Genomic DNA, 14041 nt, shown 5'->3' with positions numbered 1-14041 from the left:
GTCCAGTCGATCGCCTCGAGCGTTTTTCGTCGGAACCGTGCCGGCCGTACAGTGGGACGGCGACGAGTAGATATATATGGGACTCGTCCCGAACTCGCTCCCAATGACCGATTTTAGCTACGAGACGTCCGTCGACGTGCGGCTCCGCGATATCGATTTCATGGGTCACGTGAACAATGCAACGTATGCCACCTACCTCGAGCAGGCGCGGGAGGCCTATTTCAGAGACGTGCTCGACGTTTCGCTGGCCGAGACCGACACCGTCCTCGTGAGCCTCGAGCTCGAGTACGCACGGCCGATCGAGGCGGGCGACGACGTCACGGTCGCGCTCCGCGTCGCGGACCTGGGAACGTCGAGTCTGCCGATGGCATACGAGATCCGCGCGGGCGGGTCGCGTGCGGCGACGGCGTCTACCGTCCAAGTGCTCGTCGACTCGGAAACGGGAGAGTCGCGACCGCTCCCGACCGAGTGGCGAACGCGAATCGAGCAGCGAGAGCAGTCGTCGACCGAGTGATCTGGTCAGCTGTAACTCTGTCCCGACGCACCCATATTGCGGGTCACGGCCACGTCGGAACTGACGGAGAGTAGTCCGTCTTACTCGAGGTCGGAGACCTCGACCTCGCCGTCGCTCGCGACGGTAATATGATAGCCACAGAAGGGGAATTCGACGCAGCCGGTCGGTCGCTGTCGGCCGTTTTCTCGGGTCGCGAAGAGCGAATCGAGCGCTTCGGGATTAATAACGTCGTAGAGGGCTTCATACTCGGGCGGCTCGAGATTGAGGGGATCGATTCCTTCACGCTCGGCGACAGCTGCGATAACGTCGAAACTTACTGACTGCGAAACTGTCGCGTCCGAGCGATCAACTGAGAGTAGCATTGGCCGGACTCTTACATCGATCAGGTATAAATCCTCTGGCCTCAACCAGGTCTTGGACCACATATCCAATCATCGGTGGATAGATACGGCCTCTAGTGCATATATTGGCAGTCAATTATAGTCTAAATTTATTGTATTCATATATTCTAAAACTATTCAGGGACTGATAGTCAGTGCACAATCACTGGTTATCGATTCGGAACATTGGCAATCTATCGGTTCCGAAGGTCGATTCCGGATTTCGTTACATGTTCGGCAATATCTATTGGCGGAACGGGATCGTACCCGCATTCACGATGAACCCCTTTTCCAGCGGACGTGTGGCGGATGACGACACCGACTTCGACGAACCGGATGCGTTCGTTTCGGAGCACGTTCCGGAGCCGGGCCCGTTCCTCGAGAGCCATGACGTTCTCGAGGGCGAGGCGCACGTCGCCGTTCACGAGATCGCTCGCGATCTGTTCGAGGAGCGTGGCGTCTACGACGCGACGTTCGGCTACAATCTCGCGCGGCTCAACCTCGACCGACGCCATCCCGACGCGGGCTACCGGTACGCGGTCGACGCCGATGATCCGTCCGTTCTGCGCGCCGAGTTCAGCCCCACCACGGAGTTCTGTCCGCAAGCGGGCGCGCTCATCAAGGGGTCGTTCCGCGCGTGGAACGGACTGAGCGATCGTCACGAGTACGACCTCGTGTCCGTCCGCGTCCGGCCGACCCACCACCAGTCCGAATCGCTCAACGAATCCCTCGAGGAACTCGAAATGCGATATCGCGAGTCCGGCGACGTACCGGGCGAGTCGACTGGACCGGGGTCGACCGCCCCCCTCGAGCGCGAGGGGGACAACGAGACGAACGACCCCTCCCCTTTCTGATCGATCGATGGGAGCAGGGACTGGAACGGCAACGATCTCACGCTGGTCCCGAGCGTTCGTCGCGGCCGGCATCGGCTTTTTCGTCGCGTGGCAGGTCGCGGTCGCGGTCGGGGTTCCGCGAGCAGCGACCGTCCCGCTCGGCGTTTCCGGGTTCGTCTTCCACGTTATCTTCGGGAAGGCATACACGCTCGTCCCATCGTACTTCGCGCGGGAACTGATCGTTCCGTACGCGCCAGCGATTCACCTCCCGCTCGCGCTGGTCGGCGCGGTCGGGGCGTTCGCCGCCGGTGCCGGACTCGGGCCGCCGATCGTCGCCGTCGCCAGTGCGACGAGCTGGCTCCTCGGCTGCCTCGTTTTCGTCGCCACGCTCTTCTGGACCGTCCGGGACAATCCGACCGGGCGGGAAACCGGTACCGGTGAGGCCAACGCCCACCGCCGGCGAGTCGACCGACTCGCGAACGCTGCGATCCCGGTCGTCTTCACCTACCTGCTCGTCGGCTCGGCGCTCCCCCTGGTAGTAGCACTCGGCCTCGAGCCGTCCCCCGTTCCACCGGGACCGGCGACGACCCACCTGCTCGCGGCCGGGGCGGCCGGCTTGCTGGTCTTCGCCGTCGGATTTCGTCTGTTACCGCGATTGCTGGTTGTCTCGGTCCGACCGTCTCTCGTCGGCGTCGTGTTGTTCGCCGGCGTCACTGGCCCTGCACTGCTCGCCGTCGACTTCCGCGGGGGATCGCTCTTTCGCCTCGGCGCCGCACTTCAGGCGATCGCGTTGCTCGGATTCGCGGTCGCCATCGCTGCCCTCGTTCGACGGAGCGACCGCCGTCGGGTCGGCTGGCGAGCGATCCTCGGTGCCGCGGCCTGTGCCGCGCTGGTCGCCCTGCTGGGGCTGACGTTCGCGTTCGCGCCCGCCTCGAGCGTTCCGGCGACCGCCTTCGACGCACACTATCGGCTCGCGATTGGCGGCTTCGTCGGGCTGACGATCGTCGGCGTCACGTACCACTTCTATCCGCCGGCCGTCGCCTCGACCGCCGGTATCGGCGATCGGACCGCGCGGTGGTCGGTCACGGCGCTACTGGGAGGACTGGGCCTCGAGGTCGGCGGCTCGCTCGCATCGGTATCGCCGCTCGTCGGGGCGGGCCGCTGGCTCTCCGTCCTCGGCGCGGTGTTGTACGCGACCGTCCTGTGGACGATCTTTCTCGAGCGAGCGAGATAGCGGGCGCGAACGGCCCCCCTAGTCGGCTCGCGCCTCGAGCCAGCGGACGGCGGGCGTCGCGGTGATCCCGTGGACGACGATGGAGACGAGCACGACCGCGCCGACGACCGCCCACAGGAGACCGGAATCGGGGAACGCGGCGTGATTCAGCCCGTATGCGAGATAGTAGAACGAACCGATCCCCCGGATGCCGAAGAAGGCGATCGTCGCCCGTTCGGCGGGGTCGCGGTCGAAGCCGAGAAAGCCGACGAGCCCGGCGAGCGGACGGACGACGAACACGATCGCCACCGCGGCAGCGATCGCCTCGAGGGTGAGCGGCTCGAGGAGTCCGCCGACGATCGCCCCGCCGAAAAAGACCATGATGAGCGCCATCATCACCTGCTCGGCGAACTCGCTCACCTCGTGGAGCGAGCGGTTGTACTCGTGGGTGCGCTCGTAGTGGCGGACCATCAGCGCCGCGACGAAGACCGCGATGAAGCCGTAGCCGGCGACGAGTTCGGTCGCCCCGTAGACGAGGAGGGTGCCGGCGATCGCCTCGAGCCCCTGGACCGATTCCGCGACGGGGGTGTCGGGCTCCGTCGCGAAAATGAGGCGCGCGGTCAGATAACCGAGGACAACGCCGGCGATGACGCCGACGACGATTCGATAGCCGACGTCGACGAGGAGCCACTCGCCGATCCAGTTGCCGGGAGCGAGTCCCACGAGCGCGGTCGCGATCGCCAGATTCGTGAACGGGAACGCGAGCCCATCGTTCAATCCCGCCTCGGAGGTAAGCGCGAATCGGACCTCGTCTTCCCCGCCGGCCGCCTCCTCGAGGCCTTCTTCCTCGTTGCCCATCCCCGGACCACCGACCTGAACCTCCGACGCTAACACTGGGTCGGTCGGCGCGATACACGCGCCCAGCAAAATCGCAGTCGGGATACCGAGACCGACCCACCGACCGAACAGCGCCGCGCCGGCGATCGATAGCGGCATCGTGATCGCGAGCAACCGCCACGTCGACGCCCACGCGCGGAGCCCCGGAAATCGATCGATTTTGAGTCCGACGCCCATCAGTGCGATGATGACGCCTAGCTCGGTGAGGTGCTCCGTCGTCGTCCCCTGCTCGAGCGGATCCGGCGGCGGGAGCCCGATCGGGAGCCCGAATGCCAGCATACCAAAGGCGACGAAAAACACCGGCATCGAGACGGCGCGATCGGAGACGAACCGCGGGAGGACGGCGACGCCGAACAGTGCGATACCGAGGACGACCAGGCCGACGTTGTACAGCTCGAGGACCATCTGTTGGCGCTTTTCGGTACGACTAATCACTCCTTTATCTCCATGCCGGCGTTTGCAGAACGAAGCCATTTTTTCCGGGACGGCGATCCCACGCCCATGGATCGGAACGCCTCGGGCGAAGAGTACGAGGGATCGACGCGGCGGCGGTTCCTGCAGGGCGGGACCGTCGTCGCGGCCGTCGGACTCGCCGGCTGCATCGAAGAGATGGGAACTGAATTCCCCAAAAACACGGAGTGGCCGGTCTCGGAGTACGTTCCCGACCTCCCCGTCGAGGAGCGAAGCGCGATCCTCGTGGAACGGATCACGGAGCTCGCAGATGCCGATATCTCGGACCCCGGTGGGTTAGCGTCGACGCTCGAGGAGTACGAGATGACCGTCGAATCGGTCGAACGCGACCGGGACGTGCTGACGCTCGAGTACGTCAACACGGATCGCGACGACGAGGGGAATATCCACGACGTCGCCCTGCTGGCGGGCGGCTACGCAGCGCTGATCGACGCCGGCTACGACGCGGTCGCTTTGGGAGCGACGATCCTCGATGACGCACCCGCGTCGTACGGATCGGCGACGGTCGAGACGGTCCGCGCGGCGGAGTACAACACAGGCGAACTGACTGCCGCCGAGTACGGCGAACTGGTCGTATCGACGATCGAGTCCCAGCGATACGAGCCGGAGGTCGGTGTCTCGCCCGAGGAGTAGCCTCGAGACGGTCACTCTGACTACCGGTCCGGCGAAACGCCGAGATCGGACTCTCCATCGCCCGCTGTGGGCGACTCCTGCTCTGACTCGAGCGCGCTTGACAGCACGCCCGCGATCCCGTTCGGACCGTGCTGGTGGATCGTCAGCAACACGTTGATCACGAACAGGGCGACGCCGATCGTCGCGAGGACGCCGCTCGCGGTGACAGCGACCGACGGCAATCCAACGAGGGGAGCCGCGGAGAGGCCGCCGAACCCGACGAGCGTCGTCCAGAAATCCCCGCGCTCGAGTCGGTCGTCGTAGAGGTCGTCGATCATCGGAACCTGCTCGAAGCCGAGCCGATCGCTGTAGCGCTCGATCCAGATGATGAAGGGAACGATGTGGTAGAGCGAGCCGATGACGACGAAGCCGAAGACGCCAAACAGCAGGAGTCGCTGTGCGTCGGGGTGACCGAACAGCGAGCCGTACGCGATCGGCTCGGCCCACCACGTCGGTGCGGCGAGGGCGATCCACGCGAGCAGCGCCGAGACGACGACCCAGTAGCGGGCGATCATGGGCGAGCGCTCGACGGTGGCACCCGCCAGGAGGCGTCCGATTACGATCGCGAACGCGGCGAGTCCGACGAGGAGCGCGATCGCGCCGACTCGAGCCACCGGCTCGATAGTGAGTCCCCGTCCGAGTGCGAGCACACCGATCCCCGCGGGGAAACACAGTTGCTCGAGGGTCAGCAATCGCTCGTCGAGTCGATCCGGTTCCGCCTGCGTGAACATCTGCTCGAGCTGAAAGAGCGCGCCGACGACGGTCGCGAGCAGCGCGCCGAACAGCGCGAGCGTCGCGTGCGAGAGATGGACTTCGAACCGGGAGACGGCGACTGAATCGAATGCCGGCGTCGTGAAGTCGACCGCCAGCAGGAACCCGAACGGGGCGACGAGCCCGAAACAGGCGAGCGCGACCGCGAAGTGTCGCTCCGTAAAATCGAACGGGCGCGCACGTGTGAGCGTGCGGCCGACGTTGTAGACGAACACCCATATCCCCGCCAGCATGAGCGCCCCGCCGACCGGGAGCCACTCGAGCGCGCCCGCGAGCAGGGCCGCGGCGAAGCCGGTTAGTCCGGCCGTAACGAGCCACAGTTGAGCGACGGCCAGGCGCCTCGAGTGGATCGTCACGCCGGACCAGACGGGGACGAACTGAGTCATCGCGCCCATGATCGTCACCGCGATCCATCCGACTAACAGGAGATGGAGGTGTGCCAGCCCCGCCAGTCCCGGCAGCGTCGCAACGGTCATGACGGTGCTCCCGCCGACCCCGACGACGAGGAACCCCAGCGCGAGCACGAAGTGCCGCAGCGGGATCGCCATCGGGGGCTGCTGGTCGGTTCGTAACCCGCCAGGTATTCCGTCCATAGCTTGCAGTTCGCCCCCGGCGGCTGTCCCGTTCGCCCCGAACATGTTTGGAAGTGAGCGTTTGCCTGCTCGAGCCGTACAGTAACTCACGATGGACGCCAACCCAGCGACGACAATCGACCAGCAATCGGCCGCGACGGAAAGCCGGGCGACCGACCGCGAGGCCGACACGGCGACCGATCGCAATGCCGACACGACGACCGTCACCGTCCGCTGTACCGGCCACGTCCGCGACGCGGTCGGCACTCACGAACTCGAGTTCTCCTTCGAGGGGAACCGCCTTCGGGACTTCCTCGAGTCGTTCTTCGTCGAGTACGACCTCGAGGACATGCTCATCGCCGAGACCGAAGCGGACGCGACCCACAGCGGCTGGGCACCGGTGCCCGACGACCTGCCCGGCACGTGGCGGAAGAATCCGGAGGGCGAGCAAACCCGGCCGTACGCTCGAGTCTGTATCAACGGCCGGTTCAACGAACACCTCGGCGGGTTCGAGGCGGAGCTGACGGATGGCGACCGCGTCGCCCTGCTCTACCCGTTCATATTCTGCTGTTGAACTGGCCGTTGCTTGCCCGAGGCGACGATGGTGGCGCCACCGAACTCGTTCGGCTCAGCCCTTAGGCGCGTTCGGAACCGAGCCGGAACCATGACCCAAGACGTCTCCAGCGTCGAACCCGTCACGCGGAGCCAGCACGACGCCTCGTGGTCGGCGAACCTCGAGGGGCCCGAACACGCCGCAGACCGGGATCTGCTCCTCGAGCAGGCGAAAGACGCGATCGACGCGACGGCCGACGGCTTCCACGTCAACCTCGTCACACACGGCGACCACGGCCATCCCGAGACGTATCTCTGGGACGAACTCGAGGCCGCGTTCGACGGGATTCGACTCGAGTACGTCGACCGGTGTGGCTGTGGCGGGCACGTGACTCGCGTCCATGTGGGCGGTGAGTGAGGGGACACGAAAGCGGAGTCCCGCGACGGGAAAATCGGAAGGCGGCCCGCTATTCCTTGCATTGGTCAGCCGGAGAGCTATTTGACCCCGTTCAGTAGGGACGATGATGGGCGCACGAACGCAAACGATAGACGAACCGGTCACCTGTCGGATCTGCCAAACAAAGAACGACCGCTGTTACACGTACTGTCGAGAGTGTCTCGGACAGCTTCCCGCGAGACCGGACTCTCAAGCGTAGACGAACCCGTGTCCGTCGATCCGAGACGGACCTGCGTCCGCCGAGCCGGTCTCGATACCTCGTTTCGAACTCGTGACTCGAGAGCGATCAATCCGCAGCGCCGCCGCTGGCAGACCGCCTCCCCTCGCCCCGTACTTCCTCGTCGCGAAGATAACACTGCGGATCGGGTGCGAAGAGATCACCCGTCGTCGCTAGCGCCCGGAGCCGCGAGGCACCGCGACAGATCGACTGGTACTGACAGTCGGCACACTTGCCGTTCAGGTGTTCCTCGCGGTTTCGCAGCGCCTCGAGCAGCGGGTTCGACTCGTCCTCCCAGATCTCGCCGAAGGGACGGTCTCGGACGTTCCCCAGGCTGTATCCCTGCCAGAACTGCGTCGGATGGACGTTCCCCTGATAGTCCACGTCGGCGATCCGCTCGCCCGTCGGATCGCCGCCGTTTCGCTCGAGGTAGTTGTAGACCGCTCGCGCTTTCGCCTCGCCGAACTCCTCGCGGGCGTACTCCACGAGGAAGGCGGCGTCGGCGTAGTTGCCAACCAGCAGCGTCTCGATCTCCTCTCCTCGGTCGTGGTACTCGAGCGTGAGATCCGCCACTCGCTTCACCGCCGCGCGTTTCTCACGGGGTGAGAGGTCGGCGTCGACAATCTCGGCCCCGCGACCACCGTAATCGAGATGGTAGAAACAGAACCGGTCGAGCCCCTTCTCGGCCAGGAGGTCGACGACTCCCTCAAGGTCGGGCGCGTTGGCCTCGGTAATCGTGTATCGGAGGCCGGTCTTGAGGCCGACCTCGAGGCAGTTTTCGATGCCGCGGACGGCCGCGTCGAACGCGCCGTCCTCGCCGCGGAAGCGATCGTTTCGCTCGGGGAGGCCGTCGACGGAGATGCCGGCGTACTGGAGGCCAGCGTCCCGCAGCGCCGCGGCCTTCTCGCGGGTGAGCAGGGTTCCGTTCGAGGAGAGAACCGGCCGGAGGCCGAGATCGGCCGCGTACGAGACGAGTTCGACCAGGTCCTCTCGAACGAGCGGCTCGCCGCCGGAGAAGAGGACGACCGGCGCGCCGTAGTCGGCCAGCTGCTCGAGGAATGTCCGCCCCTCGGCGGTGGAGAACTCGCCGGTCGCAGGCTGGGTCTCGGCCCCGGCGTAGCAGTGCGAGCAATAGAGGTTACACCGGCGGGTCGTGTTCCAGACGACGACGGGCCGGCGCTGTTTCTCGTCGGTGATCTGGGGTTTCTCGGAGCCCTCGGCCGCGTCGTAGCGCAGCCCGTCGCCTTCGGCGTCGAGATCGCAGAGCAGTTTGCTGATCGAGATCATGCGTCCCGCACCTCCGGGGAGCCCTCGGTTTCCTCGTCGACGCGCGGTTCGTCGCTTTCCGGATCGGTTCGGCGATCTGCCCCGTCACCAGCGGTCGCAGTGTCCCGTTCGTCGGCCGCATCCGCGAGTCCCCGCGTCGAATACCGTTCGACGGAATCGGCCGGACAGAGCCAGACGTCGGCGGCGTACCAGCCGAACAGACGGGACGCGTGCTCGTGCGCTTCCGTGGCGTTCGCAGCGGCGACGCTGCCGACGTGGCGCATCGGGTCGCCCGGCTCGTTGCGGACGAACACCTCCCACTGGGGAGTCGGATTCCCTCGCTCGTCGCTCGGGACGGCTGACCGGCGTGCGTTCTCGACCATATCGACATCTTCGAGACGAGACCGAAGGTCGTTTCCTCACCTCCCAGCGTGCGGGAACACCGCGCCGAGCGAGCGAACATCTTCCCGTCTTCCCGACCCGCGGGAACGAGAGGGGCGTTTTCGGTCGCCCGCCGCCCAGCCTCCGCTATGCGCCCTGGCAATCTCGAGACGTCCGAGCGACCGTTCGTCCTCATCTGGGAACTCACCCAGGCCTGCGGGCTCGCCTGCGATCACTGTCGGGCCGACGCCCAGCCCCGACGCCATCCCGACGAACTCTCGACGGCCGAGGGGAAAGCGCTGCTCGAGCAGGCCGCCGACTTCGGCGACGGCCAACTGGTCGTCCTCTCGGGCGGCGACCCGCTCGTCCGCGACGACGTCGAGGAACTGATCGCCCACGGTGACGACCTCGGGTTGCGGATGACGATTACGCCGAGCGGGACCGGCTCGCTGACCGCCGATCGGATTCAGGAGATGGTCGATGCGGGTCTCAAACGGATGGCCGTCAGTTTCGACGGTGCCTCGCCCGCCGCTCACGACGCTTTCCGCGGCGAAGACGGCAGTTTCGAGGAGACGGTTCGAGCCGTCGAAGCCGCTCGAGCGGTCGGCCTTCCCGTCCAGGTCAACACGACGGTGTGTCGACAGATCGTCGACGAACTCCCCGCGATTCGGGACCTGTTGGCCGAGATTGGTGTCGTCATGTGGAGCGTCTTCTTCCTCGTCCCGGTCGGTCGCGGGCGGGTTCTCGAGCCGGTGGCCCCCGGAAAAGCCGACAGGGTGATGGAGTGGCTGGCCGAGGTCAGCGAAACGGAGCCGTTTGGCGTCAAGACCACTGAGGCCCCGCAGTACAGACGAGTCGCGATGCAGCGACAAGCGGACGGAGATGATGCAGACGACGGTGCGGGCGGTCCGGGAGCCGGTATCGAGCGCCGCACCGGTATCGTCGCGGGCGACGGCTTCGCGTTCGTCAGTCACACGGGCGAGGTGTTCCCCTCGGGCTTCCTCCCCGAATCCGCGGGCAACGTCCGGGACCGGTCGATCACCGAACTCTACCGGGACTCCTCGTTGTTCCAGTCGCTGCGCGACCGTGATCAGCTCTCGGGCAAGTGCGGGGCCTGTCCGTACCGCCACGTCTGCGGCGGCAGTCGCTCGCGCGCGTTTGCCCACACCGGCGACCCACTCGCGAGCGATCCGCTCTGTCCGTTCGTTCCCGAGGGGTACGACGGGCCGCTCCCCTGGGACGACACCGACGGCGAGACGCGCAGCGTCTCGAGCGGGGAGTGAGCGGTCACTGTTCGAACGATCGATTTTCGTGACTCCAATGGACCGAACAGCGGTCGCTGCAGTCGCTGGAACAGTAGATGAGCGGAGGCCACCGCCAAATACGTTCGCGGTGGGGCTCGGTCCGTACCTGCAGTACCGCGACCGCGTTACTCGAGGACGACCAGCGTATCGCCCATGTCGACGCTATCGCCTTCCCCGATAGCGATCTGGGTGACGGTACCGCCCTGAGAGGCGACGATGTCGTTTTCCATTTTCATGGCCTCGAGGACGACCAGCACGTCACCGGCCGCGACCTCGTCGCCCTCCTCGACTTCGATGTCGAGAATCGTTCCCTGCATCTCGGCGTCGACGGTCTCGCCCTCGCCCTGAATGTCGGTCTCGCCGCCGCTGCTGGAGCCGCCCGCCGGCTCCGGTCGACTCGACTGGCCGCCGGCGGAGACGTCGCCAGTCGGGATGGCCGGCGCACCGTGTTCCTCGAGTTCGACCTCGAAGCGCTTGCCGTTGACCTCGACGGTGAACTCGCGCTCGACGGCGTCGTCCTCGTCCTCGCTCGCGCCGTCGCCGATGTCGCCGCCCCACTGTTCTTGGGCCTCCTCGATGCGGCTCTCGTCGAGTTCCTCGTCGAGATACTTCGTGGTGTGCGTGCTCTGGACGAACTCCTCGTCGGTGAGCATCAGCCGGTGGAACGGGATGATCGTCGGGATCCCCCCGATCTGGTACTCGCGGAGCGCACGCAGCGAGCGCTCGATACACTCGTCGCGGTCCTCGCCCCAGACGACCAGTTTCGCGATCATCGAGTCGTAGTCGGTGACGAGTTCGTCGCCCTGACGGAGCGCGTCGTCCAGGCGAACGCCGATTCCGCCCGGCGGGTCGTAGGTCTCGAGGTTCCCACCGGTCGCGGGCGCGAAGTCGTTGGCCGCGTTCTCGGCGTTGATCCGGAACTCGATCGCGTGACCGTCGATCTCGACGTCGTCCTGTGCAAAGTCGAGTTCCTCGCCGGCGGCGATTTTGAGCTGTCGTTTGACGATGTCGAGGCCCGTGATCTCCTCGGTGACTGTGTGTTCGACCTGGATCCGCGTGTTGACCTCGAGGAAGTAGAAGTTCGCGTCCGGACCGAGGACGCCGTCGCGGCCGGGTTCCTCTTCGACGAGGAACTCGACGGTGCCTGCATTGGTGTAGTCTGCCGCGGCGACGCCTCGACGGGCGGCCTCGCCGATCTTCTCGCGCAGTTCGTCCGAGAGGGCCGCGGACGGCCCTTCCTCGATGACCTTCTGGTGGCGGCGCTGGAGCGAACAGTCGCGCTCGCCCAGATGGCGCACGTTGCCGTGCTGGTCGGCGACGATCTGAACCTCGATGTGACGGGGCTTCTCGAGGTAGCGCTCGAGGTAGACCGAGTCGTTGTCGAAGTAGGCCTCCCCTTCGCGCTGGGCGCTCTCGAGTTGGTCTTCGACCTCGCTTTCGTCCCAGACGACCTTCATCCCGCGGCCGCCGCCGCCGCCTTCGGCCTTAATGGCGATGGGGTAGCCGTGTTTCTCGCCGAATTCTTTGACTTCCTCGGGTTGGGTGACGGGGTCCGTCGTCCCGGGAACAATCGGCACGTCGGCCTCCTGCATGATCGTCCGGGCCTTCGTCTTCTCGCCCAGCGATTCCATCGCGTCGCTTGACGGGCCGACCCATGTGATTCCCTCGACATCCTGGACCTTGCCTGCAAACTCCGCGTTCTCCGCGAGGAAGCCGTAGCCGGGATGGATCGCGTCGGCGTTGGCCTTCCGCGCGGCCTCGATGACCGCTTCGTGATCGAGATAGGAGTCGGCCGCGCGAGCCGGCCCCACGTTGTACGCCTCGTCGGCGTAGCGCACGTGTCCTGAGTCCGAGTCGGCCTCGGAGTAAACAGCGACAGTCCCGATGTTCAACTCTTCACACGCCCGCATAACACGGACCGCGATTTCCCCGCGGTTCGCCACGAGAACCTTCCTGAACATTCCTGTGGAAACAGTCGTGAGGGCCCTACCTTACTTTTTCGCAACTGATTCGAGAACGCGACATATTTTGCCAGTTGACGGCACCGGTTCCCGGCGACGATACCAGTCCCGGGCCGAACCACACGCGCGAACCGTCTACAACGGCGATCGCCGCACTGACGGCCTCGAGCAGCACCCGGTAAATCGAGGCCGGCCCGGCGCGCATCCGAGGGACTGTCGTATGCTAGTTGTGGGCAATCGTTATCCGGTTCCGGCCGCTAGAACGCACAATGTACGAGTTCGCAGTCGGTCCGCTGCAATCCCAATCGGTGCTCGAGGAGCCCCTCCTCCTCGTCGGAGCGGTCGGGCTCCTCCTCGTCGTGATCACGGTCTGGCAGATGGTCGAGATCGTTGACGCCTACGACAGGGCCGCGCTGACCGTCTTCGGCGAGTACCGCAAACTGCTCGAGCCGGGGCTGAACATCGTCCCGCCGTTCGTGTCGCGAATATACACGTTCGACATGCGAACGCAGACGCTGGACGTCCCCCAGCAAGAAGCGATCACCCGCGACAACTCGCCGGTCACCGCCGACGCAGTCGTCTACATTCGGGTCATGAACGCCAAACGCGCCTTCCTCGAGGTCGATGACTACCAGCGCGCGGTCTCGAATCTGGCACAGACCACGCTGCGCGCCGTGATCGGCGATATGGAACTCGACGACACGCTCAGCCGGCGCGAGATGATCAACGAGCGAATTCGGACCGAGCTCGACGAGCCCACCGACGAGTGGGGCATTCGCGTCGAATCGGTCGAGGTCCGTGAGGTGACCCCCTCGGCCGGCGTCAAGGGTGCGATGGAGGAACAGACCTCCGCCGAACGTCGCCGCCGCGCGATGATCCTCGAGGCACAGGGTGAACGCCGCAGCGCCGTCGAGAAAGCCGAGGGTGACAAGCAGTCGAACATCATCCGCGCCCAGGGGGAGAAACAGAGCCAGATTCTCGAGTCCCAGGGTGACGCGATTTCGACCGTGCTTCGTGCACGCTCCGCCGAATCGATGGGCGAGCGCGCCGTCATCGACAAGGGAATGGAGACGCTCGCCGAGATCGGCCAGGGCGAGTCGACAACGTTCGTCATGCCCCAGGAACTCACCTCGCTTGTCGGCCGCTACGGCAAGCACCTCTCGGGCAGCGACGTGGAAGGAAACGGAACGGACCTGGAAAGCCTCGAGTTCGACGATGAAACCCGCGAACTGATCGGCCTCGACGACATCGCGGACATCATCGGCGAGATCGACGAACAGGCCGAGATGGACGTCGAAGCGATGGAAGAACAGGCTCGAGCGATCAAGGAAGGGCAGGACGTGGGAATGGCAGCCGACGAGCCGATCACGATGTCGGAGACGGAAGACGAACCTGAGCCCGAACTGGGCTCCGATTCGGAGTAGCGCTACCCGTACCGTTGCTATGTTCTCTAGTAGCCACTGAAAGTCATTGCACATCTGATCGAACGACAGCGATACGATCAGTGTGTGAATCGTTTCAGTGGCTACTAGAGAGGGATCGGGTGAGACAACGCATCCTGCTATCGTGGCACCAGGGAA

At 65.4% G+C, this 14041-nt stretch carries 14 protein-coding genes; 8 read left to right on the top strand and 6 right to left on the bottom strand.

The annotated features are described in order from the left end of the window. Nucleotides 1-103: 103 nt before the first annotated feature. Nucleotides 104-514 carry an acyl-CoA thioesterase gene (locus ACEWFR_RS02895; protein WP_374059630.1) on the top strand — a complete coding sequence of 137 codons (411 nt, stop codon included), beginning with the start codon at nucleotides 104-106 and terminating at the stop codon, nucleotides 512-514. An 80-nt stretch (nucleotides 515-594) separates the two neighbouring features. On the opposite strand, the gene ACEWFR_RS02890 is transcribed toward ACEWFR_RS02895, so the two are convergent. Further along, a complete protein-coding gene (locus ACEWFR_RS02890) occupies nucleotides 595-876 on the bottom strand; it encodes a HalOD1 output domain-containing protein (protein ID WP_374059629.1) in 282 nt (93 codons plus the stop codon). Between the two features lie 248 nt (nucleotides 877-1124). Between ACEWFR_RS02890 and ACEWFR_RS02885 the strand changes: the two genes are divergently transcribed. After that, the gene (locus ACEWFR_RS02885) at nucleotides 1125-1748 is read left to right on the top strand and encodes a hypothetical protein (RefSeq protein WP_374059628.1); all 624 of its coding nucleotides are present in this window, start codon (nucleotides 1125-1127) and stop codon (nucleotides 1746-1748) included. A 7-nt stretch (nucleotides 1749-1755) separates the two neighbouring features. Then, on the top strand, nucleotides 1756-2961 hold the full coding sequence (locus ACEWFR_RS02880) for a hypothetical protein (RefSeq protein ID WP_374059627.1): 1206 nt from the start codon (nucleotides 1756-1758) through the stop codon (nucleotides 2959-2961). Between the two features lie 18 nt (nucleotides 2962-2979). On the opposite strand, the gene ACEWFR_RS02875 is transcribed toward ACEWFR_RS02880, so the two are convergent. Further along, nucleotides 2980-4242, bottom strand: a complete 1263-nt coding sequence (locus tag ACEWFR_RS02875; RefSeq protein ID WP_374060049.1) for a cation:proton antiporter — start codon at nucleotides 4240-4242, stop codon at nucleotides 2980-2982. 96 nt (nucleotides 4243-4338) lie between these two features. On the opposite strand from ACEWFR_RS02875, the gene ACEWFR_RS02870 reads away from it, so the two are divergent. Further along, complete coding sequence (locus tag ACEWFR_RS02870) at nucleotides 4339-4941, top strand: hypothetical protein (protein ID WP_374059626.1); 603 nt, start codon at nucleotides 4339-4341, stop codon at nucleotides 4939-4941. 20 nt (nucleotides 4942-4961) lie between these two features. Here ACEWFR_RS02870 and ACEWFR_RS02865 read toward each other — a convergent pair whose 3' ends face one another. Then, nucleotides 4962-6344: a hypothetical protein gene (locus ACEWFR_RS02865; RefSeq protein ID WP_374059625.1), complete on the bottom strand. Its 1383-nt coding sequence runs from the start codon at nucleotides 6342-6344 to the stop codon at nucleotides 4962-4964. 91 nt (nucleotides 6345-6435) lie between these two features. Between ACEWFR_RS02865 and ACEWFR_RS02860 the strand changes: the two genes are divergently transcribed. Together ACEWFR_RS02860 and ACEWFR_RS02855 are read left to right on the top strand one after the other, a co-directional pair. Beyond that, a complete protein-coding gene (locus ACEWFR_RS02860) occupies nucleotides 6436-6897 on the top strand; it encodes a MoaD/ThiS family protein (RefSeq protein ID WP_374059624.1) in 462 nt (153 codons plus the stop codon). Nucleotides 6898-6987: 90 nt separating this feature from the next. Continuing rightward, nucleotides 6988-7293: a CGCGG family rSAM-modified RiPP protein gene (locus tag ACEWFR_RS02855; protein WP_374059623.1), complete on the top strand. Its 306-nt coding sequence runs from the start codon at nucleotides 6988-6990 to the stop codon at nucleotides 7291-7293. A gap of 325 nt (nucleotides 7294-7618) precedes the next feature. On the opposite strand, the gene ACEWFR_RS02850 is transcribed toward ACEWFR_RS02855, so the two are convergent. Then, nucleotides 7619-8836, bottom strand: coding sequence for a TIGR04347 family pseudo-SAM/SPASM protein (locus ACEWFR_RS02850; protein ID WP_374059622.1), 1218 nt, complete (start codon nucleotides 8834-8836; stop codon nucleotides 7619-7621). Next, entirely contained in the window at nucleotides 8833-9198 is a 366-nt protein-coding gene (locus ACEWFR_RS02845; protein WP_374059621.1) for an Htur_1727 family rSAM-partnered candidate RiPP, read from the bottom strand. The genes ACEWFR_RS02850 and ACEWFR_RS02845 overlap by 4 nt, the downstream gene beginning before the upstream one ends. A 147-nt stretch (nucleotides 9199-9345) precedes the next feature. Here ACEWFR_RS02845 and ACEWFR_RS02840 point away from each other — a divergent pair, with 147 nt between their 5' ends. Further along, nucleotides 9346-10479, top strand: a complete 1134-nt coding sequence (locus tag ACEWFR_RS02840; RefSeq protein ID WP_374059620.1) for a TIGR04053 family radical SAM/SPASM domain-containing protein — start codon at nucleotides 9346-9348, stop codon at nucleotides 10477-10479. Between the two features lie 146 nt (nucleotides 10480-10625). Here the strand turns inward: ACEWFR_RS02840 and ACEWFR_RS02835 are convergent, their stop codons facing one another. Continuing rightward, complete coding sequence (locus tag ACEWFR_RS02835; RefSeq protein WP_374059619.1) at nucleotides 10626-12461, bottom strand: acetyl-CoA carboxylase biotin carboxylase subunit; 1836 nt, start codon at nucleotides 12459-12461, stop codon at nucleotides 10626-10628. Between the two features lie 269 nt (nucleotides 12462-12730). On the opposite strand from ACEWFR_RS02835, the gene ACEWFR_RS02830 reads away from it, so the two are divergent. Continuing rightward, nucleotides 12731-13885 carry an SPFH domain-containing protein gene (locus tag ACEWFR_RS02830; protein ID WP_374059618.1) on the top strand — a complete coding sequence of 385 codons (1155 nt, stop codon included), beginning with the start codon at nucleotides 12731-12733 and terminating at the stop codon, nucleotides 13883-13885. Nucleotides 13886-14041 lie beyond the last annotated feature (156 nt).

The organism is Natrinema sp. H-ect4 (assembly GCF_041894845.1).
GTDB lineage: Archaea > Halobacteriota > Halobacteria > Halobacteriales > Natrialbaceae > Natrinema.
The sequence above is the reverse complement of the archived record's forward strand: the minus strand, read 5'-3'. Positions and strand labels throughout refer to the sequence as shown.

Excerpts from the sequence above, each read along its gene's own strand:
- ACEWFR_RS02895 (WP_374059630.1), top strand. The coding sequence starts at position 104 with ATGACCGATTTTAGCTACGAGACGTCCGTCGACGTGCGGCTCCGCGAT.
- ACEWFR_RS02890 (WP_374059629.1), bottom strand. The coding sequence starts at position 876 with ATGCTACTCTCAGTTGATCGCTCGGACGCGACAGTTTCGCAGTCAGTA.
- ACEWFR_RS02885 (WP_374059628.1), top strand. The coding sequence starts at position 1,125 with ATGTTCGGCAATATCTATTGGCGGAACGGGATCGTACCCGCATTCACG.
- ACEWFR_RS02880 (WP_374059627.1), top strand. The coding sequence starts at position 1,756 with ATGGGAGCAGGGACTGGAACGGCAACGATCTCACGCTGGTCCCGAGCG.
- ACEWFR_RS02875 (WP_374060049.1), bottom strand. The coding sequence starts at position 4,242 with ATGGTCCTCGAGCTGTACAACGTCGGCCTGGTCGTCCTCGGTATCGCA.
- ACEWFR_RS02870 (WP_374059626.1), top strand. The coding sequence starts at position 4,339 with ATGGATCGGAACGCCTCGGGCGAAGAGTACGAGGGATCGACGCGGCGG.
- ACEWFR_RS02865 (WP_374059625.1), bottom strand. The coding sequence starts at position 6,344 with ATGGACGGAATACCTGGCGGGTTACGAACCGACCAGCAGCCCCCGATG.
- ACEWFR_RS02860 (WP_374059624.1), top strand. The coding sequence starts at position 6,436 with ATGGACGCCAACCCAGCGACGACAATCGACCAGCAATCGGCCGCGACG.
- ACEWFR_RS02855 (WP_374059623.1), top strand. The coding sequence starts at position 6,988 with ATGACCCAAGACGTCTCCAGCGTCGAACCCGTCACGCGGAGCCAGCAC.
- ACEWFR_RS02850 (WP_374059622.1), bottom strand. The coding sequence starts at position 8,836 with ATGATCTCGATCAGCAAACTGCTCTGCGATCTCGACGCCGAAGGCGAC.
- ACEWFR_RS02845 (WP_374059621.1), bottom strand. The coding sequence starts at position 9,198 with ATGGTCGAGAACGCACGCCGGTCAGCCGTCCCGAGCGACGAGCGAGGG.
- ACEWFR_RS02840 (WP_374059620.1), top strand. The coding sequence starts at position 9,346 with ATGCGCCCTGGCAATCTCGAGACGTCCGAGCGACCGTTCGTCCTCATC.
- ACEWFR_RS02835 (WP_374059619.1), bottom strand. The coding sequence starts at position 12,461 with ATGTTCAGGAAGGTTCTCGTGGCGAACCGCGGGGAAATCGCGGTCCGT.
- ACEWFR_RS02830 (WP_374059618.1), top strand. The coding sequence starts at position 12,731 with ATGTACGAGTTCGCAGTCGGTCCGCTGCAATCCCAATCGGTGCTCGAG.